This is a genomic window from Pseudacidovorax sp. DMC4, assembly GCF_056314265.1.
Genome location: NZ_JBQUYR010000002.1, coordinates 476,023 through 493,733 on the forward strand (window position 1 = coordinate 476,023; position 17,711 = coordinate 493,733).

15 protein-coding genes are annotated in these 17,711 nt (G+C 66.0%); 7 read left to right on the plus strand and 8 right to left on the minus strand.

The annotated features are described in order from the left end of the window. Window positions 1-50 precede the first annotated feature (50 nt). Genes ACT54X_RS05925 through ACT54X_RS05955 form a run of 7 tightly spaced genes read right to left on the minus strand, consistent with a single transcriptional unit; the run spans window position 51 to window position 6,183 of the window. Window positions 51-689, minus strand: coding sequence for an isochorismatase family protein (locus ACT54X_RS05925; RefSeq protein WP_476345507.1), 639 nt, complete (start codon window positions 687-689; stop codon window positions 51-53). Next, on the minus strand, window positions 686-1,729 hold the full coding sequence (locus ACT54X_RS05930; RefSeq protein WP_476345509.1) for a 2,5-dihydroxypyridine 5,6-dioxygenase NicX family protein: 1,044 nt from the start codon (window positions 1,727-1,729) through the stop codon (window positions 686-688). The genes ACT54X_RS05925 and ACT54X_RS05930 overlap by 4 nt, the downstream gene beginning before the upstream one ends. 23 nt (window positions 1,730-1,752) lie before the next feature. Further along, complete coding sequence (locus ACT54X_RS05935) at window positions 1,753-2,748, minus strand: amidohydrolase family protein (protein WP_076512057.1); 996 nt, start codon at window positions 2,746-2,748, stop codon at window positions 1,753-1,755. Window positions 2,749-2,765: 17 nt separating this feature from the next. Further along, window positions 2,766-3,281 carry an aromatic-ring-hydroxylating dioxygenase subunit beta gene (locus ACT54X_RS05940; RefSeq protein ID WP_476345510.1) on the minus strand — a complete coding sequence of 172 codons (516 nt, stop codon included), beginning with the start codon at window positions 3,279-3,281 and terminating at the stop codon, window positions 2,766-2,768. Then, complete coding sequence (locus tag ACT54X_RS05945; RefSeq protein ID WP_476345512.1) at window positions 3,278-4,588, minus strand: aromatic ring-hydroxylating oxygenase subunit alpha; 1,311 nt, start codon at window positions 4,586-4,588, stop codon at window positions 3,278-3,280. The genes ACT54X_RS05940 and ACT54X_RS05945 overlap by 4 nt, the downstream gene beginning before the upstream one ends. A 9-nt stretch (window positions 4,589-4,597) precedes the next feature. Then, window positions 4,598-5,869, minus strand: a complete 1,272-nt coding sequence (locus ACT54X_RS05950; RefSeq protein WP_476345514.1) for an NAD(P)/FAD-dependent oxidoreductase — start codon at window positions 5,867-5,869, stop codon at window positions 4,598-4,600. Beyond that, entirely contained in the window at window positions 5,866-6,183 is a 318-nt protein-coding gene (locus tag ACT54X_RS05955; protein ID WP_476345516.1) for a non-heme iron oxygenase ferredoxin subunit, read from the minus strand. The genes ACT54X_RS05950 and ACT54X_RS05955 overlap by 4 nt, the downstream gene beginning before the upstream one ends. Window positions 6,184-6,602: 419 nt before the next feature. On the opposite strand from ACT54X_RS05955, the gene ACT54X_RS05960 reads away from it, so the two are divergent. From ACT54X_RS05960 to ACT54X_RS05985, 6 genes are all read left to right on the plus strand, one after another. Beyond that, window positions 6,603-8,984, plus strand: coding sequence for a xanthine dehydrogenase family protein molybdopterin-binding subunit (locus ACT54X_RS05960; RefSeq protein ID WP_476345518.1), 2,382 nt, complete (start codon window positions 6,603-6,605; stop codon window positions 8,982-8,984). Further along, entirely contained in the window at window positions 8,981-9,832 is an 852-nt protein-coding gene (locus ACT54X_RS05965; RefSeq protein ID WP_476345519.1) for an FAD binding domain-containing protein, read from the plus strand. The genes ACT54X_RS05960 and ACT54X_RS05965 overlap by 4 nt, the downstream gene beginning before the upstream one ends. A gap of 6 nt (window positions 9,833-9,838) precedes the next feature. Next, the gene (locus ACT54X_RS05970) at window positions 9,839-11,056 is read left to right on the plus strand and encodes a xanthine dehydrogenase family Fe-S subunit (RefSeq protein WP_476345520.1); all 1,218 of its coding nucleotides are present in this window, start codon (window positions 9,839-9,841) and stop codon (window positions 11,054-11,056) included. 118 nt (window positions 11,057-11,174) lie between these two features. Beyond that, entirely contained in the window at window positions 11,175-11,981 is an 807-nt protein-coding gene (locus ACT54X_RS05975) for an alpha/beta fold hydrolase (RefSeq protein WP_476345522.1), read from the plus strand. Window positions 11,982-12,070: 89 nt separating this feature from the next. After that, window positions 12,071-12,622: a MarR family winged helix-turn-helix transcriptional regulator gene (locus tag ACT54X_RS05980; RefSeq protein ID WP_476345524.1), complete on the plus strand. Its 552-nt coding sequence runs from the start codon at window positions 12,071-12,073 to the stop codon at window positions 12,620-12,622. A 106-nt stretch (window positions 12,623-12,728) separates the two neighbouring features. Beyond that, on the plus strand, window positions 12,729-14,519 hold the full coding sequence (locus ACT54X_RS05985) for an acyl-CoA dehydrogenase (RefSeq protein WP_476345526.1): 1,791 nt from the start codon (window positions 12,729-12,731) through the stop codon (window positions 14,517-14,519). A 583-nt stretch (window positions 14,520-15,102) separates the two neighbouring features. Here the strand turns inward: ACT54X_RS05985 and ACT54X_RS05990 are convergent. Next, window positions 15,103-15,999 carry a LysR substrate-binding domain-containing protein gene (locus tag ACT54X_RS05990; protein ID WP_476345528.1) on the minus strand — a complete coding sequence of 299 codons (897 nt, stop codon included), beginning with the start codon at window positions 15,997-15,999 and terminating at the stop codon, window positions 15,103-15,105. 102 nt (window positions 16,000-16,101) lie between these two features. Here ACT54X_RS05990 and mdlC point away from each other — a divergent pair, with 102 nt between their 5' ends. Next, window positions 16,102-17,706: a benzoylformate decarboxylase gene (mdlC, locus tag ACT54X_RS05995; protein WP_476345530.1), complete on the plus strand. Its 1,605-nt coding sequence runs from the start codon at window positions 16,102-16,104 to the stop codon at window positions 17,704-17,706. Window positions 17,707-17,711: the final 5 nt, after the last annotated feature.

Sequence of the window (17,711 nt, forward strand, 5' to 3'; positions counted from 1 at the left end):
CCCGGGATTCGACGAGAGGTGGTGTGGGGAGGGTGGGGGAACAGTGGGCGTCAGGCAGCGGTGCCGTGCGCCGCCTCGGTGGCTTTCAGGGCGGCATCGCGTGGCATCAAGGTCGCGTACTTCTGCTCCATGTCGAAAAGATTGGCCTCGTGCGCCTGCAGCGACCGGTCGCCCACGCAATCCGTCACGACCAGAGGGCGAAAGCCGTGACACATGGCATCCACCACGCTGGCACGGACGCACCCGCTGGTGGTGCATCCAGCGATCAGCAGGGTCTGCACGCCGCGCTGAGACAGCCAGGACGCCAGAGAGGTACCGAAGAAGGCCGACGGGTGGATCTTGCGCAGCACGAGCTCGCCACTGAGCGGCTGCAGTTGCGGCACGATCTGGCTCTGCGGCGCGTCCTCGCGCAGGGCCAGAATGGGCGGAACCTTGAGCGCGAAGATGTTGGCGTCGGCGCCGTCGTCCTGGTACACGACGCGCGTGTGGACGACGGGCCATCCACGCTCGCGCGCCGCCCCCAGCAGGCCGCGTGTGCATTCGACGGCCGCCGTGATGTTGCCGCCGCCGAACGTGAGCGGATCCGCGAATCCGTTGACGAAGTCGATGATCAGCAGGGCGTACGGCGCCTTTGGCGGGACGGCATGGCCGAAGCCCTGCCTTTGGTAGACGTCCGTATTGGCGCTCATTGGAAGGCCTCGTCAATGACCTTGCCGTCGCGAACCACGACGATGTCGTCGAGCGTCACCGTGCAGTTGCGCAAGGGAATGTCGAGGTGACAAGGCGTGGTGCGAGGTCCCCCGGCCTCGTTGTTGGGGCCCAGCGAGAACAGGAAGTTGCCCTCGAACGCACGCGCGTCCTGCCCCGAGGTGGCTTCGCGGTCCACCAGCGACAGCGTGTGCCAGTAGCAGCGCGGCTGCATCCCCCAGCCGATGTGCGCGATGGCATAGGCCTCGGGGTCCTTGTAGGCCTCCATGAACTCGCGAAGCAGGGCGGCATCGATGTCACCTTCGATGCTGCGCACGAAGCCTTCGCGCAGGTGCATGGTGATCTTGTCTGAGACGTAGTTCTTCTGCGGCAGCAGGATGTCGCCGCGGTCGATCACGATGGTGCCGTCGCTGCCGCCTTCATTGGCGAAGGTGAAGAGGAAGCCGCTGGGCCAATGGTCCCACCGCCCTGGCTCCTCGCAGAAGCCGTACTCGGAGATGGTCGGAAACTCACCAAGCTTGAAGGTCACGTCCGTGCCGGCCGGCGAGGTCACATGCATCCGCTTGGCGGACTTGAGCAGCCTCGATGCGGCGAGCACGCGTTCTCGATCGGCCTCGGTGGGCACTGCCCGGACCAGCACCTCCGGTGGCTCGACAGCCAGGAGGATCTTCGTCCCGGATTCGAGAATTTCCATCTGTTCGGGCGAGAACAGCAGGAGCATCAGGTCCAGGACGATGTCGCTGTTCTTCATCGCCGCGAGCGCGACCGGGTTGTTGGTGAGGGGCGTCTCCCCGAGATAGTTCATCAGGTCGCGGCTGGTGGCCTTCTCCGCGTTGATGGGCTGCAGATCGATCCGGGTGACGACCGCGCCCGCGGCCTGCGCTGCGATCGTCGCGGTTTGCAGCGTCTGCGGATGGGTGTGGGGACCGCAGAGGATCGTGACCTTCTGGCCGCGCTCCACCTTGCTGAGCTTAAGAACCGCGTCCCAGGCCTTGACCATCTGGTAATCGCTGACTGGCATTTTTCGTCCTTGGTTTGAAAGTTTCAGATCTGCAGAAGTGCGAGGTCCTGCGGGCTGCCTAGCTTGAAGAGCCGGCGCGCATTGCCATGGCACACCAGCTCGCGGGTGCGCGCGTCGAGCGGCGCCTCCTCGATGAAGGTGCAGGCCTCGGCGGTGGACTCGTAGGGGTAGTCCACGGAGAAGAGCACGGCCTCGGCGCCGAGCTCGCCGAGGGCGCCCAGCAGTGCCGGTGCGGAGCACACGCCAGACGTCGTGATCAGGATGTTGCTGCCGATGTACTCGCTGGGCTTGCGCGCCAGCGTGATGCCCGAGGGGTACGCGGCGAAGCGGCTGTCGATGCGCCAGCGTTGATACGGCAGCGCCTCGCCCATGTGGCCCAGCAGGAGGGTCAGCCGCGGGAAGCGGTCGAACACCCCACCGAACAGCAGGCGCAGTGCGTGCCCGGCCGTCTCCACACCCCAGCCCCAGGTGGCCCCTTGAAGGACAGGCATGCCCTCCAGCAACGCCGGCGGCTGGCTGAACGCGTTGGGGTGCAGATAGATGGGCACGCCGAGTGCTTCCGCACGCTCCCAGAACACGTCGAACTCGCGGCCCTCGTAGTAGCGGCCCAGGGTGTGGCCGTTGATCAGCGCGCCCTTGAAGCCGTACTCGGCGACAGTCCGCTCCAGTTCCCGGGCTGCAGCGGCCGGGTCCTGGAGCGCGACATGCGCGAACGCGCCGAAGCGTTTCGGATGTCGCGCGACGCGCTCGGCGAGGAACTCGTTGTTCTCGCGTGCGCGCCGCACGGCGGCGGCGCCATCGACCTCGGCCTGGACGCCGGGCATCGTTTGCGACAGCACGGCGTACTCGATGTTCCCGGCGTCCATCTCGGCCAGGCGCTGGTCGTCGAAGTCGCTCAGCCGGGCGTCGAGCCTGGCGACGAAGTCGGCCGGCAACGCTCGCGTGTACTTCGCGGAATAGGCGTCGAATCCGGGAGCGCTGAAGTGTTCTTCAAGCGCTATCTTGGGGGTTGATTTCATTGGGGTCCTTGGTGCGTTCAGGCCGGGTAAGCCAGGGCCGTGTCCAGAATCTCTGTGTCGTGCACCACCTCGCGGCTTGCGATGAGCAGCCGCTCACCGTCGCGCACGAAGCGGTCGTGATAGATGCCCGAGAGATGGACGGTCGAAGGCCCCTCGACCAGGGTCTGCATCAGGATGAAGGGCGTCTGCGAGCTGATCGTGTCGCCCGCTTCCTCCAGCACACGCGTGATTCCCAGCACATGCAGGATGTGCCGGGGGGCGAACATCTGCGAGTGCGCCACGGCGAGTGCGCGGTCGATGATCATGTCCAGGCCCTCGCAGTAGATGAGGCCCACGGGCATGTCCAGCAGCGCGTTCTGGCGCGAGGTGATCCGGTAGGTCGCGTCCTTGCTGAAGAACTCGGGCCAGCGCTCGATGTCGTTGGCATCGAGGGCGGCGCAGTACTCGACATGGAAGGAGTCGATCTCTGCGCGCAGATCTGCGGCGCGGCGCGGCGAGATCGATGATCTGGTGTAGGCGAGCCGCTCTCTCATGCCGCCATCTCCGCGACGGGGATGCCCATGACGTCCCGGTAGTACTCGTACAGCGACCGGATGCACGACTCGGAGATCAGGTTACGCGCCGTTCCCTGGTAACCCGCGTCGAGCTTGACGACATTGTTGTCCGTGGACGAATTGCGGATGCCTTCCTGGACGAACTTCAGTGCCTCGTTGTCTTCGAGGCCCAGGAAGCCGGATGGGCCCATCAGGTTCCCCTGTCGAAGGCGATGCCGCGTCATCTCGGGCGTGTCGTCTTCGTAGCCGAACATGGTCCACTGCATCACCATGCTGTTTGGGCCGTTCGGAATGATCTGGCGCACCCCCATCGTGTTCATCTGGCGCTGCACGATCAGGTTCGGCCACATGGTCATCATGTTGGCGGACCAGGGCGAGTCGAACTCGCGCACGTAGTCCAGGAAGCGCTCGTCGCGCAGCCTGAGGTTGTCGCTGAACGACCGCATTTCCGCCTTGTCGTCGGCGGCGACCGTGGCATAGACCTGGTCGGGTTTGGAGGAGGCCATGTAGCCGTGGCGGCCATGCTCCTTGTCGGCAAAGACGATCGACTTAATGCCGGGCACCAGCAGGCCGAACACCACGAGGAACGAATGCAGCAGCGTCGCGTGGTACGGATCCTTGAGGTTCTCGTGGTACATCTTCCAGTTGCACGGAAGCTCGTTGCGGCAGTACCCCAGGATCTTGAGCTTCCTGCCCGAGAACGGAACGTCGAACTCCTCGACGATCTCCTTGGTCATGTACTCCTCCAGCGGCGGCGTCTTGTCAGAGTAGGTGGCGAACACCACACCGTTGCGCGTGGCGACGCGCAGTTGACGGGTGCCGTGCTCCGTGTTCTTGAAGTCCGGTGGCATGCCGCCGACCTTGTTGATTCCGCGCTTGAACGGAACGCCCTGGAGGTTGCCCTTGAGGTCGTATGACCACTGGTGGTAGGGGCAGACGAACTCCTTGGCGTTGCCCTGGCTGGCGCGGCAGAATTCGGCGCCGCGGTGGGCGCAGCGGTTCTCGAAGACGGAGATCGTGTTGTCTTCCGCGCGAACGATCACCACCGCCGTGGCACCGACATAGCCGCGCTTGAAGTCACCGGGGTTCGGTATCTCGGCTTCCAGCGCAACGAAGTTCCAGGTATCGCCCCGGAAGATGCGCTCGATCTCCTGGTCGTAGATGGCCTGGCTGGTGTAGACCCAGTCCGGAATGTTGTTGAGTGCGTCCGCGGGCCAGACGCATTGCTCCAGGGGCGGGTTCTTCCGGGCATTGGTGATGCCGATGACCGCCTGCGATTGATACATGAATGCTCCTTAGGCTGTGAGAGGTGGTTGAACGGTGGGCGGTGTGCCGCCTCGCATTTGCTTGGCCCATGCGCGCAGCTCGGCAGCGTCACGCTGGAATTCATCAAGCAGCACCGGCTCCCCCTGCTCGAAGAGGGGCCGGATGGCGCGGAGATCGGCGCCGGCGTTGATCGCCACGCCGTGCAACGGAACGCCGCCGCGGTGGCCGATCCACAGCGCCTTGCCGGTGGCGGGGTCGCCGCGGCGCACGTACTCGAGACCAGGGGCTGGCAGACCCAGCATCTGGATGTTGTGCCGGCCCTGGTCGGTCCAGAACCAGGGCACCGCCGGTGCTGGGGCGGTCGCACCGACCATGGCGGCAACGGCGCTACGAGCCTGCTCGTTGGCGTTCTGCCAGGATTCCAGGCGCATTGGTGCTTCGTACCCAGGGCGTTGCTGGCTGGTGCAGTCGCCGCACGCGAACACGTTCCTGTCGCTGGTGCGGCACTGCGCGTCGACGAGGACGCCGCCGCCTTCGGCGACATCCAGGCCGGCCGCGCGCGCCAGTGCATCGTTTGGCGAGAGGCCGATGGCGACGACGACCTCGTCCGCTTCCAGTGCGCCGGCATGGGTCGACAGGCGCATGCGGCCCAGGGGCAGAATGTCGATGCGTTCGAGGACGGCGCCGAGCAGGAGGTGCGCACCTGCCTGCCGCAGACCGGATTCGAGCCAGGCCGACGCCTCCGGCGGGAGGAAGCGATCGAGCAGGGATGGCGCGCGTTCGATCACCGTCACAGCCGCCCCGGTCGCCAGCGCGGAATGGGCGATCTCGAGGCCGAGAAAGCCGCCGCCGAGGATCGCGACCTGTGGCTGGCCCTGGAGGGCGGCGCGAAGTCGTCGCGCATCGTCGAGCGTGCGCACGTAGTGCACGTGCGGTCTGCCCATCGGGGCACATGCGAGCGTGCGGGCTTCACCGCCGGTGGCAAGCAGGCACATGTCGTACGGAAGCACCTCGCCGTCGGCAAGGCGAACCGACTGGCCGGAGAGATCGAGGGCAATCGCCTCGCTGCTGCTCTGCACATCGATGTCGCCCAGTGCCCAGACATCCTGGGCGAACACGTCGAGGCTCGGCTCCTCGGGCGCCACCAATACGGCTTTGGACAGTGGGGGCCGCTCGTACGGCTTGTGGGGCTCCCGCCCGAGCATCGTGATGCGACCGCGGTAGCCGTGTTCGCGCAGCGCGTGCGCAGCCACTGCCGCAGCCTGTCCGGCACCCACGATGACAACGCCAGGTGCGGTCATTTCTGATCCGGCGACATCACGTAGATGTCATCGCCATCCTGCCTGACGGCATGCGTGCGCAGGTCGACGGTGACCGGCGCGCACATCGCCTTGCCAGTGCGAATGTCGAAACGCCCCTGATGCAGCGGGCATTCGACACAACCGTCCTCGATGTAACCCTCCGCCAGAAGCGCGGTGGCATGCGTGCACATGCTGTCCGTGGCGAAGAATTCGTCGTCTATACGAAAGAGCGCGACGCCGTGGCCCGCGACGTTGACGGTCTTCGCTTCATCGTTTTGCAGGTCTCGCGCCGAAGCGACTTTGATCCAGTTCATGGCTTCATCCGGTGGCTCCCGGATCTCTCAAAAGTAGTCAGTGAACTGTCATATTATTGAGATTCGCGGTTGACTTCAAGTGCGGGTTTGCACTGGCGGAAACTGCACCAGAGTAGGCTTCGAGTGATCAGTAAAAACCCCAAATATGGGCGTTATTACCAATGAAATGCACCAATCTAAGGCTTCATGACATCTAGGGTTTGCATCGACGGAAGCAAACTCTCTGTGCCCAGCATTGCTCCTATACTAGTGCTCAGTGAACTGTCATATAGTGGCGGTGCTGCTGAAGCTGGCGCTGGGTTCCGAGCGGTATGCGGAGAAGAGTCCTGCTCTCGCATGTGGATCGCCTGGGCTTGACCGGTGGTGGACAGGCTCGACGGGGTCGGGCACCAGCAAACAACTCAAGGAAAAGGAATTGCATGGACCGAGCAGACATTCCAGCGAGGCTCTTGAAGCGCGAGGGCATCGGCGCCCGGGTTCCTCGAAAGGAAGATGCGCGCCACCTGGTGGGCAAGGGCAACTTCGTGGGCGATTTCGTGCTGCCGGGCCTTCAGGAGGTTGCGTTTCTGCGTAGCCCTCTGGCGCATGCGAAGGTCACTGATGTGGACATTCCCGACGCTCTGGCGGGAAAGGTGTTCGTGCGGGACATGATGGCGGACGCGGCGGACATCGGATCGCCGTCTTCGGTGCCCACGTACCAGTACTCGGCATTGCCGCCTTTGGCGTCGGGCAAGGTCCGTCACGTTGGGGAGGCCGTCGCCATGGCGGTCGCTCCCACGCGTGCCATCGCGGAAGACCTGCTGGAAGAGGTGGACGTCTCGTACGAAGAATTGCCCGTTTACTACAGCGCCGAGTCGGCTCTCGCGGCAACGGGCGAGTTCATGCATCCCGAATGGAAGGACAACGTCTTTCTCACGCTGCGTGCTGACCGCGACTTCGACGCGCTTGCCGCCCAGGCCGAGGTGAAGGTCAGCCGCACAGTCGAGCTGTCGCGCCAGTGCATCGTTCCGTTGGAAGGCAAGTCGGTCCTGGCCTACTGGGATTTCCAGACCGATCAGCTGGTCGTCGTCAGTGCCACCCAGGTCCCGCATCTGCTTCGCGTCGGCATCGCTCAGCACCTTGGGATGAACGAGGAGGCGGTGCGCGTCGTGTCGCCTGACGTCGGCGGTGCCTTCGGCTATAAGGGGCAGCTCTATCCCGAAGACCTCTGTGTCGCCTGGCTGGCCAAGACCTACCGCACGCCGTTTCGCTACCTCGAGGATCGGCGCGAGCACCTGATCGTCGGCGCCAACACGCGGCAGCATCACTACCAGCTCACGGCCTATGCGGACCGCACGGGCAAGCTGCTGGCCCTTGATGCGGTCATCACCATTGATGGCGGTGCCTATTCCTACTATCCCTTCTTCGTCGGACTTGAGCCCGGCCAGGCGATCGGAAACCTGCCCGGTCCGTACAGCTTCCGAGGCTACCGGTGTGAAACCGTGTGCGTGGCGACCAACAAGCCCGGGTTCATGGCCTACCGCGGCGTGGCGCGCACTGGCGTGTGCTTCGCGATCGAACTTCTCATGGATGCCGTGGCGCGGGAGGTGGGCCGTGAGCCCTGGGAGGTCCGGCTGGAGAACCTGGTGCCGGCCTCAGCCATGCCCTACGTCAACGTGGCCAACAAGCACTTCGACAGCGGCGACTTTCCGGCAAGCCTGCGCCGTGCGGTCGAGATGATCGGACTGGACGCCGTTCGCAAGCGCCAGGCGCGTGGTGAGCCGGACGGACGCCTCATTGGCTTCGGCACCGCCACATACACCGAGCAGTCGGCCCATGGGACGACGGTGTTCGCCAACTGGGGCCTGCCCGTGGTGCCCGGCTTCGACCAGGCAGTCGTCAGGATGACGGCGGACGGCGGCCTTGAGGTTCGCGTAGGCGTGCACTCGCATGGTCAGGGCATGGAGACCAGCTTCGCGCAGATCGCCAATGACGTTCTCGGCATTCCGGTCGGAAGGATCCGGGTGGTGCATGGCGACACCGCGCTCACGCCGTTCTCCTCGGGGACCTACGCGTCGCGCGCCACCGTCATGTCGGGCGGTGCCATCTCGGTCGCCTGCAAGGAGCTCCTGCCGCGCATCCAGTCGATCGCCGGCTATCTCATGGGGGTAGATGCGCAGACCGTTGCATTGATCGAAGGACGCGCAGTGTCGGGCGACAAGTCGATTCCACTGTCGGAGGTCGGTGGCGCCTGGTACCTGACGCCGCAGGACTTGCCCGCCAACGTTCATCTGGGCGGCCTGGAGGTCTCACGCGCGTACAAGCCTGCCGTCGACACCGGCACTTTCACGTATGCCACACACGCCGTGGTGGTGGCCGTCGACACCGAGACGGGAGAGGTCGAGATCCTCGACTACGTGGTCGTCGAGGACTGCGGGACCATGGTCAATCCGATGATCGTCGAGGGTCAGACCATTGGCGGCATTGCGCAAGGCATCGGCACTGCGATGTACGAGGAGAGCCCGTACGACGAACAGGGTCAGCCTCTGGCGTCCACGCTGGCGGACTACATCCTTCCCGGCGCGACCGAGGTGCCGCGCATTCGCATCGACCATTTCGAGACGCCGTCGCCGCACACGGAGTTCGGCGCCAAGGGCGTGGGGGAGGGAGGGGCGATTGCACCGCCCGCGGTGATCTTCAATGCGGTGAATGACGCCCTGCGCGGCTCCGGTGCTGCCGAGGTGCTCATGACGCCGCTGACGCCACGCCGATTGCTCGCGGCACTCGAGAACACCAAGCGCGAGAAGGAGGACACGCAATGAAGGCACCGAAGTTTGCGTACACGCGCGTTCTCTCGATCGACGACGCGATCTCGGCACTGGTGGCGGGCGCGGGCACGGCAAAGGCCATGGGCGGCAGCCAATCCCTCGGCCCCATGCTCAATCTGCGGCTGGCGCGGCCGGCGCAGGTGGTCGATGTCGCCCAGATCGCCAGCTTGCGCACGGTCAGCCGCAAGGCTGGCTGGATCGAGATCGGCGCCGCCGTCACCCATGCGGAGATCGAGGACGGCATACACACCCCTCTGGCCGAGCACCCCATGCGCCAGGTGGCCGCCGGCATTGCCTACCGCGCAATCCGCACGCGAGGCACCCTGGGCGGAAGCCTGGCGCATGCCGATCCGGCGGCCGATTGGGTGGTGGTGCTGGCGGCACTCGGCGCGCGGATGGTGGCCCGATCGCCGCGAGGCGAACGCACGGTCGAGGTCGATGCGTTCATGCTCGGCGCCTATACGACTGTGCTCGAGCCTGATGAACTGATCGTCTCCGTCGCGGTGCCGGCGCAGACCGCTGCGACGCACTGGGGCTACCACAAGGTCTGTCGAAAGCCGGGCGAGTTCGCGGAAGCGAGCGCGGCGGTCTACGTCGACGCTTCGCTGCAGCGTGCGCGGATCGTCCTGGGGGCCGCGGATGGTCCTCCAATCCTCTTGCATGCCCTCGCGGCCGAGATCCAGCGTCGGGGCGCCAGTGCCGCTGATCGCGAGTCGCTGCGGGCAGCCGTGCGCGCTGCGCTGCCCGAGCGCGACGCCATCGACCAGAAGCTCTTCACCGCATGCGTGGAGCGCGCACTCGAGCAGTCCGGCGTCCTGGCCGGCACACAACCCGCGGAGTAGAAGCACTTGGACCCGATCAGCATTCACGTCAATGGTCGAAGCGTCAGCCGGGCGGCCGAGCCCAGGACGCATCTGGCCGACTTCCTGCGCGATGAGCTCCGCCTCACCGGCACGCACCTCGGCTGCGAACATGGCGTATGCGGCGCCTGCACGGTGCTTGTGGATGGCCAGCCCACGCGCTCCTGCATCACCTTCGCCGTGGCGTGCGAAGGTCATGAAGTCACCACCATCGAGGGCTACGACGGGGACGCCGCGATGCAGTTGCTGCGGCAGGCGTTCACGCGACACCATGCGCTGCAGTGCGGCTTCTGCACGCCCGGGATGCTGGCCACGGCGCGGGACATCGTGCTTCGGCTGCCGGATGCCGACGAGGCGCGCGTGCGTCTGGAGCTGTCCGGTAACTTGTGCCGATGCACGGGCTACCAAGGCATCGTGGATGCCATCCTGGATGTGCTGCAGCAGCAGCGCGACACGCCCGACGCGCAGTTCGAGCGACTGCGCCACCGATTGACGGCGCCGCGGACAGTGGCAGTTCAGCGTGCTGCCGCTGTGGTGGCTGCCGATCCGTCGGCGCCCGCGCCGGGCAAGGGCGCCACGGCCAACCCGGCCGGTGCGGCCGACATGGCGGAAGTCGATCCCGTGGCGATGGCCAAGGCCAAGGCGAAGGGCAACGCGATCGAGGTCTTCTTCGATGTGCCCCATCCGCTTGAGAGGGTGTGGGAGTTCATGGGCGACCTTCCTGCGGTGGCGTCATGCCTGCCCGGGGCGACTGTCGACTCGCACGAGGGGGAGTGGGTCAAGGGCACCATCGCGATCAAGTTCGGCCCGATGTCCGCCGCGTTCGCCGGCGCGGCGCGGCTGGAGCGCGATGACGCCGCCAAGCGCGCCGTCCTGAGGGGCGCAGGCCAGGACAGCCTGAGCAAGTCGCGCACCCAGGGCGACATCACCTATCGGCTCGAGGCGCTGTCCGCCGACAGCACCCGGGTCCACGTGGACATGATCTACGCGCTGCAGGGCCCGCTCGCGCAATTCTCGCGCTCGGGCCTCGTGAAGGATTTCGTGCGCCGCATGGTGGCCGACTTTGGCCACCAGATCTCGCGCCGGCTAAGCGGGCAAGCGGGTCCGATTGAGGGAACACCCCCCACCGTGTCCATGGCCGGGATGATGTGGAGCGTGCTGTGGGACCGGATTCGCAGCTGGTTCGGAGCGGGGCCGCGCTCATGAGACTTTCCCCGTCATGTGTCGCCACGCCTGAGAGAAGACGGCGCCCACTTCTGTCGACCCAAGCTCCGACGTGCCACGGGCTGATCGGGGCTGCTGAGCGGACAACCGAGGAACTGCATTGAGCCACTTTCTTCATGGGTACCAAGTCCGTGCCAACGGGGTTCGCCTGCACCTGCTGCGCTATGGCGGGCAGGGTCCCTGCATGCTGCTGCTTCCGGGCATCACCAGTCCCGCGATCACCTGGGGCTTCGTCGCCGAGCGGCTGGCTCGCCACTTCGACGTCCACGTCCTGGACTTCCGGGGGCGGGGCCTGTCGTTCAGCGGGCCCGGCATGGACGCGAGTCTCGACGCCATGGCAAGCGATGTGGTCGAGCTGATGGCGCTGCAGGGTTGGGCTCCTGTGACGCTGCTCGGGCACTCCATGGGCGCCCGCGTCGCGATCCGCGCGGCCACGCGAGACGCTCGGCGCATCGATCGGTTGCTGCTGATCGATCCCCCAGTCTCCGGCCCGGGTCGCCGCCCCTATCCGGTGCCGCTGTCGTGGTACGTGAATTCCATCCGGCTGGCTGCACAGGGTATCTCGGCCGAGGAACTGCGCCCCTACGCGCCCACTTGGACCGACGAACAGCTGCAACTGCGGGCCGAATGGCTGCACACGTGCAGCGAGGAGGCGATTGCCCAGGCGCATGCCGGCTTCCACGACGACGACATCCATAGCGATCTGGCCAGCCTCAGGACACCCGGATTACTGATGGCGGCGGGGAAGGGCGGCACAGTGCTCCCGGACGACCTGGCAGAGATCAAGGTGCTGGCGCCGGGCTTGACGCAGTGCGTAGTGCACGGCGCCGGGCACATGATCCCCTGGGACGACGAAGATTCGTTCTACCGTTTGCTGGGCGAGCATCTTGAGGTTGAATTCTCCTAGCGTCGGCAGCGGCGTTGGGACGTTTGCATCGTGCTTTGGCCAATGAGGCAGTCGATACACTCGATGGAGCAAGTATTGGCAATCTCGACATGACGAAGCGTTCCTCCGTGGCCAAAGAGAAGAAGGGTGGGTCGGCAGCGCCGGTGAAGCGGCAGGGTGCCCAGCCCTTTAATCCGCTGCGCGAGGTGATGTGGCGTCGCCCTGGCTTCCTGATTCGCCGACTTACCCAGATTGGCCAGGCACTGTTTTTCGATCTGTGCAAATCCGAGAGCATCACGCCTCTCCAGGTGGGCATGCTCACGGCACTATCGATGAACCCTTGGCTGGATCAGAAGGCCATCGGTCGGGAGCTCTCGCTGGACCGTACGACGACGGCCGAGGTGCTCAAGCGCCTGGCGGACAAGGGACTTGTCGAGACGCGCGTGAACCCCGAGGACCGCCGTTCCAGGCTGTCCGTCATCACCGCGGAGGGCTTGAAGCTCATCAACGACCTGCAGGAGAGCATTCATCGATCGCAGGAACTGCTGATCGAACCGCTGCCTCCGGAGGACCGGGAGGTCTTCATGAAGCTCCTGGCGCGACTCGTCGATGCGCACGAGAAGATGGAGCTGCAACTGGAGCAGCAAGAGCACCCGGAATAGCCGAGGGTCAACACCCTCGAGCACTGCCTCGGGCGGCGCGGCGCATACGGCGTCGTGCCGGTAGCGTTCACGCCTGCGGCGCAGGCATACCAACCAATTCGCTGATATGAGCTACACCGCCCCCATGAAGGACATGCTGTTCGACATCCAGCATCTGGCGCAAATCGACGAGATCGCCAAGCTGCCCGGCTTCGAAGATGCCGGTCTGGACACCGCCGCCGCCGTGCTGGAGGAATGCGCCAAGCTGACGCAGGACGTGATCGCGCCGCTGAACGTGGCGGGTGACCGCGACCCTTCGTCCTTCAAGGACGGCGAGGTGCGCACCACGCCCGGCTTCAAGGACGCCTTCCGCCAGTACGCCGAAGGCGGCTGGCAGGGCCTGCAGCATCCTGCCGACTTCGGCGGCCAGGGCCTGCCCAAGACCATCGGCGCGGCCTGCGGCGAGATGGTCAACAGCGCCAACCTCAGCTTCGCGCTGTGCCCGCTGCTGACCGATGGCGCCATCGAGGCGCTGCTGACGGCCGGCTCCGACCAGCTGAAGGCCACTTATCTGGAAAAGCTGGTCAGCGGCGAATGGACCGGCACCATGAACCTCACGGAGCCGCAGGCCGGCAGCGACCTGGCCCTGGTGCGCAGCCGGGCCGAGCCGCAGCCCGATGGCAGCTACAAGGTCTTCGGCACCAAGATCTTCATCACTTACGGCGAGCATGACATGGCGCCGAACATCGTGCACCTGGTGCTGGCCCGCGTGAGCGGCGCGCCGGAGGGCGTCAAGGGCATCAGCCTGTTCGTGGTGCCCAAATTCATGGTCAATGAGGACGGCTCACTGGGCGCGCGCAACGACGTGCACTGCGTGAGCATCGAGCACAAGCTGGGCATCAAGGCCAGCCCCACCGCCGTGCTGCAGTATGGCGACAACGGGGGCGCCATCGGCTACCTGGTGGGCGAGGAGAACCGCGGCCTGGAGTACATGTTCATCATGATGAACGCCGCCCGCTATGCCGTGGGTGTGCAGGGCATCGCGGTGGCGGAGCGGGCCTACCAGCACGCGGTGGCCTATGCGCGAGAACGCGTACAGAGCCGACCGGTCGACGGTTCGATGACGAAGAGCGCGCCGATCATCCACCACCCCGACGTGCGCCGCATGCTGATGACCATGCGGGCGTACACCGAGGGCTGCCGCGCCATGGCCAGCGTGGCCGCAGCAGCCTACGACGCCGCCCACCACCACGAGGACGCCGAGGTGCGCAAACAGAACCAGGCCTTCTATGAATTCCTGGTGCCGCTGGTCAAGGGCTACAGCACCGAGATGAGCCTGGAGGTGACCTCGCTGGGGGTGCAGGTGCACGGTGGCATGGGCTTCATCGAGGAGACCGGCGCCGCCCAGTACTACCGCGACGCCAAGATCCTGACCATCTACGAAGGCACGACCGCCATCCAGGCCAACGACCTGGTGGGCCGCAAGACGGCGCGTGACGGCGGCCAGGCCGCGCGTGCCATCGCGGCGCAGGTCGAGAAGACCGAGGCCGAACTGCTGGCCAGCCCCAGCGACGACGCGAAAGCTGTGGCGCAGCGCCTGAAGGCCGCGCGTGAGGCCTACCTGGACGTGGTGGACTTCATCGCCGGCCAGGCCAAGGGCGACCCGAATGCGGTGTACGCGGGCAGCGTGCCCTACCTGATGCTGGCCGGCAACCTGGTGGCTGGCTGGCAACTGGGCCGCTCGCTGCTGGTGGCGCTGACGCCCGAGGCCCAGGAGCAGGACGCGGCCTTCATGCAGGCCAAGGTGGCCACGGCGCGCTTCTACGCCGAACACATCCTCACCAAGGCGCCTGGCCTGCGAGACAGCATCGTCGACGGCGCAGAGAGTGTCTCGGCGCTGGCGATCGACAGCTACTGACCACCGCGCCTGCTGTGCAAGTCTGGTGGCGTCGCGCCACTGTGGGACCGTCCGCTTGTGAGCGAAGTCCCGCTGGGCCAAGCACCTGTCGGCGGTGAGCCTAGAACGGGATATCGTCGTCCATGTCATCGAACGAGGCGGCTGGAGGACAAAAGCCCGAGCCGCCTGTAAATGCCCGCAAGCCTGGCTCGTCAGCGATTCGGCGAGCCGCGCCCCCGAAGCAACGTCGAAGGCGCGCAAGGGCCGCTCGACACCGACTGCGATTGCATCGCAGGGAGCTCCGCATAGGACAGGCACAGGGTTTGGGCGTCCCACGCCTGCAACGGGAATGCTGTGTAGGGCCCCTTGTGCAACGCTTCGTCGGTGAGGATGCCTAGCAGTGCGGCGGAAATAGTCAGGGACGATCCAAGCCGGCCTCCCGGAATGCTGGACCGACAGACGTGCTCGCCAGTGCCCGGCGTGCTTATGCGCTCGAACACGCCGTTGCTGGCGGGTTGAAGCCGCGGTTCGTGTGCCAGCATGGCACCCGCAAAGCTGACTTCGGCTCACCCGCCCAGCACTGCGCAGTATTCGCTCGATGCGGCTATGTTGACTGGAACAAGCGGATGACGAGATCCCGCGCCCACCGGATCAGGGGTGTGTGCTCCTGCCTTCGGCTCCAGTGAACTGACACGGTGAACTCGTTCGCAGGTAGATCCGTGTCCATCAGCAGCAGATGTCTGGCCGGCGTGAACTCGCGGGCGATGGCCTGCGGCATCAGGACTGCCAGATCCGTCGTTCTGACCAGGTCCGGCAGCGCAAGAAAAGTGGAGGTCGTCAGCTTGATCTGCTTGTCAAGATTCGCTGCGCGCAACATCTCGACGGTCTGCGTGTGGGAGCGCACGGCGATCAGGTCCAGCGTCTGCAACCTCTTCAGGGAAAGCGCATTGCGCTTGAGCAGTTGTGTGATCGGATGCCCGGCGCGGATCAGGACGACGTAGCGATCCGTCAGCAGTTGGGTATGGCCCGAGCTCTTGAGCTCTGGGAGAAAGCCGATGGCCAGATGGATGTCGCCGCTGTCCAGGGCCTTGCCCACCTCCGCCTGAGGCCATGCGCGGGCTTGAAGCGTGATGCCCGGTGCTGCGCGGCGCAGTTCCCGCATCAAGACAGGAAGGAAGCGCGCTTCGCCGATGTCCGTGAGGTGAACGCGCAACTCCGCGGAAGACTGTGTGGGGTCGAAGGTGCTGCGTGACGTCAGTCCCGACTCGAGGAGCGCCAAGCCGGCCTGGACCGTACGGGCCAGATCGTCGGCGCGCGGCGTGGGCCGGACGCCGCCATGCGTTCGCTCGAACAGGGGGTCGCCCAGCGCCAGGCGAAGCCGTGTGAGTGCCTGGCTGGTGGAGGGTTGAGACATGCCCAGCTCCCGCGCGGCATGGCTGACGTTGCGCGTGCGGTAGATGACGTCGAACACCCGGAGGAGATTCAGGTCGAGCTGTTCCATTATTGGTATGCCCAATATCACTTAGTAGGCTCATATTGTTGCCCGGCGATGCCGGCGCGCCCACACTGCGGCCACTTCGATTGTTGAGCCAAAAGAGACACGATGCCCGCCGACATCTCCCAGCGCCCCACCGTGCGCGATGCCTTCCTCCGCCTGATGCGCGACCTGGGCATCGACACGGTGTTCGGCAATCCCGGCTCCACCGAGCTGCCCATGTTCCGGGACTTTCCCAAGGATTTGCGCTATGTGCTGGGCCTGCAGGAGTCGGTGGTCGTCGGCATGGCCGACGGTTACGCGCAGGCCACGCGCAATGCGGCCCTGGTCAACCTGCATTCCGCGGCAGGGGTCGGGCACGCCATGGGCAATATCTTCACGGCCTTCCGCAACCAGACGCCGCTGATCGTGACGGCCGGCCAGCAGGCGCGTTCCATTCTTCCCTTCGATCCCTTCCTGTCGGCCAGCCAGGCCACTGAGCTGCCAAGGCCTTATGTGAAATGGTCCATCGAGCCAGCTCGTGCGGAAGACGTGCCGCTGGCGCTGCTGCGGGCCTACCAGATCGCCATGCAGCCGCCGTGCGGTCCGGTGTTCATCTCGATTCCCGCGGACGACTGGGACCGACCTACCGACTGGGTTCCGGTGCGTCAGGTCACCCATGCCGTTGCGCCCGAGCCATCTGCGCTGCACCGGTTGGCGCAGGCGCTGGCCGCCTGCGAGCGCCCGGCTTTCGTGGTCGGCGCCGGCGTCGACCGTGACGGGGCCATGGACGCGGTCGTCGCACTGGCCGAGCGGCATGCCGCCACCGTCTACACCGCGCCGATGAGCGCCCGCTGCGGCTTTCCAGAGCGCCATCCGTTGTTTGCCGGCTTCCTGCCACCGCTGCGCGAGCGCATCGTCCAGGCGCTGGCGCCGCACGACCTGGTCGTGGTGCTCGGTGCTCCGGCCTTCAGCTACCACGTGGAGGGTCAGGGGCCGCACGTGCCGGCCCACGCTGTGCTCTGGCAGATCGTCGACGACCCGCACGTGGCGGCCTGGACGCCATCGGGCGACAGCATCGTCGCCAGCCTGCAGATCGCCGTGCCTGCGCTGCTGACCGCGCCCGGCCCGGGGCGGCAGCGCCAAGCGCCAGAACCGCGCGCGACCGCCCCCCGCGCCGAGGCCGAACTGCCGATGTCCGTCGCCTACGCTTTGCAGGCCCTGGATGTGGCGCGCCAGCCGCACGACGTGGTCGTCGAGGAGGCCCCGGGCTCGCGCGGTGTGATGCAGGCTTGCCTGCCCATGCATGGCGCCGATTCGTTCTACACCATGGCCAGCGGCGGCCTGGGCCATGGCATGCCCGCCGCCGTGGGCGTGGCGCTGGGCCGGCGCAAGCGTGGCTTGCCCGGGCGCGTGATCGCGCTCATCGGCGATGGCTCCAGCCTTTACTCGATCCAGGCGCTGTTTACTGCGGCGAGCCTGAAGCTGGATATGACCTTCGTGATCCTCAACAACCAGCGCTATGCCGCGCTGCAGGACTTCGCGCCGGTGTTCGGCTATGCCCCTGGCGACACGCCGGAGGGAACCGACCTGCGCGGGCTCGACTTCGTGGCCCTGGCGCGCGGCCATGGGATGCCGGGCCAGCGCGTCGAGCGGCCGGAGGCACTGCGCGACGCGCTCCGCGGCGCCCTGGCGCACGCGGGTCCCTGCCTCATCGAACTGGTCGTGGCCTGAAGCCT

Bases quoted from the DNA above. Each gene is read 5' to 3' on its own strand.
- ACT54X_RS05925 (WP_476345507.1), bottom strand. From the start codon at position 689: ATGAGCGCCAATACGGACGTCTACCAAAGGCAGGGCTTCGGCCATGCC.
- ACT54X_RS05930 (WP_476345509.1), bottom strand. From the start codon at position 1,729: ATGCCAGTCAGCGATTACCAGATGGTCAAGGCCTGGGACGCGGTTCTT.
- ACT54X_RS05935 (WP_076512057.1), bottom strand. From the start codon at position 2,748: ATGAAATCAACCCCCAAGATAGCGCTTGAAGAACACTTCAGCGCTCCC.
- ACT54X_RS05940 (WP_476345510.1), bottom strand. From the start codon at position 3,281: ATGAGAGAGCGGCTCGCCTACACCAGATCATCGATCTCGCCGCGCCGC.
- ACT54X_RS05945 (WP_476345512.1), bottom strand. From the start codon at position 4,588: ATGTATCAATCGCAGGCGGTCATCGGCATCACCAATGCCCGGAAGAAC.
- ACT54X_RS05950 (WP_476345514.1), bottom strand. From the start codon at position 5,869: ATGACCGCACCTGGCGTTGTCATCGTGGGTGCCGGACAGGCTGCGGCA.
- ACT54X_RS05955 (WP_476345516.1), bottom strand. From the start codon at position 6,183: ATGAACTGGATCAAAGTCGCTTCGGCGCGAGACCTGCAAAACGATGAA.
- ACT54X_RS05960 (WP_476345518.1), top strand. From the start codon at position 6,603: ATGGACCGAGCAGACATTCCAGCGAGGCTCTTGAAGCGCGAGGGCATC.
- ACT54X_RS05965 (WP_476345519.1), top strand. From the start codon at position 8,981: ATGAAGGCACCGAAGTTTGCGTACACGCGCGTTCTCTCGATCGACGAC.
- ACT54X_RS05980 (WP_476345524.1), top strand. From the start codon at position 12,071: ATGACGAAGCGTTCCTCCGTGGCCAAAGAGAAGAAGGGTGGGTCGGCA.
- ACT54X_RS05985 (WP_476345526.1), top strand. From the start codon at position 12,729: ATGAGCTACACCGCCCCCATGAAGGACATGCTGTTCGACATCCAGCAT.
- ACT54X_RS05990 (WP_476345528.1), bottom strand. From the start codon at position 15,999: ATGGAACAGCTCGACCTGAATCTCCTCCGGGTGTTCGACGTCATCTAC.
- mdlC (WP_476345530.1), top strand. From the start codon at position 16,102: ATGCCCGCCGACATCTCCCAGCGCCCCACCGTGCGCGATGCCTTCCTC.